At 64.0% G+C, this 3,248-nt stretch carries 3 protein-coding genes and 1 pseudogene; 2 read left to right on the forward strand and 2 right to left on the reverse strand.

Annotated features, from left to right (window positions below):
- Together EOD15_RS31370 and flhA are read right to left on the reverse strand one after the other, a co-directional pair.
- Positions 1–183 (reverse strand): flagellar biosynthetic protein FliR (locus EOD15_RS31370; protein WP_185929129.1); only part of this gene is annotated, 183 nt, incomplete at its 3' end.
- Positions 180–2,267, reverse strand: coding sequence for a flagellar biosynthesis protein FlhA (gene flhA / locus EOD15_RS31375; RefSeq protein ID WP_127269778.1), 2,088 nt, complete (start codon positions 2,265–2,267; stop codon positions 180–182). The genes EOD15_RS31370 and flhA, both read right to left, overlap by 4 nt.
- 146 nt (positions 2,268–2,413) lie before the next feature.
- On the opposite strand from flhA, the gene EOD15_RS31380 reads away from it, so the two are divergent.
- Together EOD15_RS31380 and EOD15_RS31385 are read left to right on the forward strand one after the other, a co-directional pair.
- Positions 2,414–2,713: a putative quinol monooxygenase gene (locus tag EOD15_RS31380; protein ID WP_127322995.1), complete on the forward strand. Its 300-nt coding sequence runs from the start codon at positions 2,414–2,416 to the stop codon at positions 2,711–2,713.
- A gap of 127 nt (positions 2,714–2,840) precedes the next feature.
- A pseudogene (locus EOD15_RS31385) lies at positions 2,841–3,248 on the forward strand (chloride channel protein); the annotation flags it as partial.

Raw genomic sequence — 3,248 nt, forward strand, 5'->3', positions numbered from 1 at the left:
GAAAGAAAAAATCTTGCCCCACAGAAAGGCGAGCAGGCCGCCGGTAGCGGCGACCGCCACGAACAACCTGACCTGGACCGGGACGCGGGCGCTGGAGAGGCCCGGCATCAGCATGAAACAGGCGCCGATGCGGCAGAAGGCGAGGAACGCCGCGATGACGACGCCTTGCGACAGCACGCTCACGATATGGTTCCGAGCACCTTGATCTCGACGCCCTTGGCGATTTCGACATGGCTGAGCACCGGCAGAGTGGTGAACAGGCGCTCGATGATCATGCGCACATAGGGGCGGGCGTCGGGCGCGGTGACGAGGACGAAACGCTCGCCGGCTTCCAGATATTTCTTGATCGCCTTGGTGGCGTCCTGGCCGAACTCCTCGAGCTGACGCGGGTCGATGTCGAATTCGCGCACCTCGCCCTTGGCGTCGCGCTTGAGGCTCTGGTGGAAGGCGAGGTCCCAGCGGTTGCCGAGGCGAAGCACCTTCAGCACGCCGCCCTCGGACAGGTCGCCGCATATCTGCTGGGCCATGCGGATGCGGACATGCTCGACGATCTGCTCGGTGCGGCGCACATGCGGCGCGATCTCGGCGATCGCCTCGATGATCAGGTGCAGATTGCGGATCGAGACGCGCTCGGCGAGCAGCAGCTTCAACACCGCCTGCAGGCCGGGATAGGAGATGTGCGTGGTGCAGATCTCGTCGGCGAGCTTGCGGTATTCCTGGTCCTGGCGTTCGAGCAGCGCCTTCATGTCCTTGTAGGACAGAAGCTGCGGCAGGTTGTTGCGGATGACCTCGGAGAGATGGGTGAGCAGCACCGACATGTTGTCGGCGAAGGTGTAGTTCTCGCGCTTCAGATCCTCGGCGAAGGCTTCGACCACGGAATAGGCGCGCATGCCGAAGGCCGGCTCGCGGATTTCCTCGCCCGGTATCTCGGGTATGTCGCGGTTGCCGAGCAGCACCATGATCTCGCCGACGCGCATCTGGTACTCGGCCACCACGGTGCCGTGCACCTTGATCTGGTAGCTCTTCGGCGGGATGGCGAAATCGTCGGCGACGCGCACTTCCGGCACGACGAAGCCGTACTGGGTGGCGAATTTCTTGCGCATCTTGCCCATGCGGAAAACCAGTTCCTGATGCGACGTCAGCAGCCTTGTCGACAGCTGTTTGCCGATCAAAAGCTCGATCTCGGCGGTGGCGAGCGAAGCCTTGACCGAGTTCTTCTCCTCTTCGACCTTGGTCGCCTTTTCCTGGTCCTTGATCGCCTCGGCTTCGGCGACGGCGCGGTTGGCGCGCATCGGGATGACGTAGCCGAGACCGGCCATGCCGGCGGCGAGCGCAAAGAACGGGAACAGCGGCAGGCCGGGCATCAGGCCGAGCAGGACCAGCAGCGATGCCGCGACATAGAGGGCGCGCGGGTGGGCACCGAGCTGGCCGAACACCGCCTGGTTGGTCGAGCCGCGGGTGCCGCCCTTGGAGACGAGCAGGCCGGCGGCGAGCGACACGATCAGTGCCGGGATCTGGGTGACGAGGCCGTCGCCGACCGACAGCTTGATGAACACGTCGGCGGCTTCGCCCATGCCCATACCGTGCCTGATGTAGCCGATGGCGATGCCGCCGACGATGTTGATGGCGGTGATGATGAGGCCGGCGATGGCGTCGCCGCGCACGAACTTCGAGGCGCCGTCCATCGAGCCGAAGAAAGAAGATTCTTCTTCCAGCTCGCGGCGGCGCAGCTGCGCGGTCTTGTCGTCGATCATGCCGGCCGACAGGTCGGCGTCGATCGACATCTGCTTGCCTGGGATGGCGTCGAGGGTGAAGCGCGCGCCGACTTCGGCGATACGGGTGGCGCCCTTGGTGATGACGATGAAGTTCACCACGATCAGGATCATGAAGACGATCAGGCCGATGACGAAGTCGCTGGCCATCACCAGCTTGGAGAAGCCGGCGATGACATAGCCGGCGGCATGCGTGCCCTCATTGCCATGCGACAGGATCATGCGCGTGGTGGCGATGTTGAGCGACAGCCGCAGCATGGTGGCGATGAGCAGCACGGTCGGGAACGACGAGAAATCGAGCGGCCGCTGGATCCACAGCGCCACCATCAGGATCAGCACCGAAAGCGCGATCGAGAAGGCGAGGCCGACGTCGATGAGAAAGGCTGGAATCGGCAGAAACAGGACGGCCAGGATGATGACGATGCCGATGGCGAAGAAGACGTCGCGGCCGTTCTTGGCCACCGCGCCGGGCTGAATGCTTTCGCTGATCGCCATATCGTCCTCAAACCCCATAGACTGCCGAGCGCGCGACAGCCCTGTGAGGGTAGCCCGCCAAGCTTGCGCGAGGGTGGGAGACTGGCTAGTTCCAACGATCATGCGCAGGCCGCCGTGTCGGTCGGCCTTGTAAAGAAGGGAAACCCGTGCTTCTGATCATCGGCACCATCCGCTTGCCGCCTACCAAATTGGAGGAAGCCAGGCCCGCTATGGAACGCATGGTTTCCGGCAGCCGCGCCGAGCCCGGCTGTCTCGAATATTCCTATGCGCAGGATGTTTTCGATGCCGGGCTCATCCGGGTCATGGAAGTCTGGAGCGACAGGACGGCGCTCGAGGCGCATTTCCGCTCGCCGCACATTGCGGACTGGCGTGCGAGCTGGCCGGCGCTAGGCATAGGCGAGCGCAACCTCGTGCTCTATGAAGCCGGCGAGCCCATGCCGACCTGAACGGTCCATCGGCCGATCGATATCGCGCCCGCTGTGTGATGTCTGTCGGCATTGTGGTTGCCATGCCGTGCCGCCGGGCGTATCAGGCCGGCTTTCCACTGCCTTTCGATATCGGCGAGCCGCCCCGGTGCTTTCCAGAAACCACAGCGAAGTCTACGCCCGCCGGCTGCGCGCGGTGCTGATCAGGTCGTTGCCCCTGCTCGAGGCACGCGGCATCGTGGTGGTAGTTCTCGCCGGTGTCGTAGGCGTGATGGCTGGCATATTGGTCACGGCGATGAGCCAGATCGTGCAGGACCTGCACGGGCTGCTGTTCGGCGTTCAGCCAGGCGGCCGGCTTTCCGGCATGTTCTCGCTCGCCAATCCGATGCAGGCGCTGATACCGGCGATCGGCGGCATGCTGCTGGGGCTGACGGTGGTCTGGCTCAGGATACGGAAATTCCGCACGCCGATCGACACGATCGAAGCCAATGCGCTCTATGGCGGGCGCATGTCGCTGACTGACACCTTCATCATCGCCGGCCAGACGATGATCTCC

The organism is Mesorhizobium sp. M7A.T.Ca.US.000.02.2.1, from assembly GCF_003996995.1.
Classification (GTDB): domain Bacteria; phylum Pseudomonadota; class Alphaproteobacteria; order Rhizobiales; family Rhizobiaceae; genus Mesorhizobium.

Bases quoted from the DNA above. Each gene is read 5' to 3' on its own strand.
- flhA (WP_127269778.1), bottom strand. From the start codon at position 2,267: ATGGCGATCAGCGAAAGCATTCAGCCCGGCGCGGTGGCCAAGAACGGC.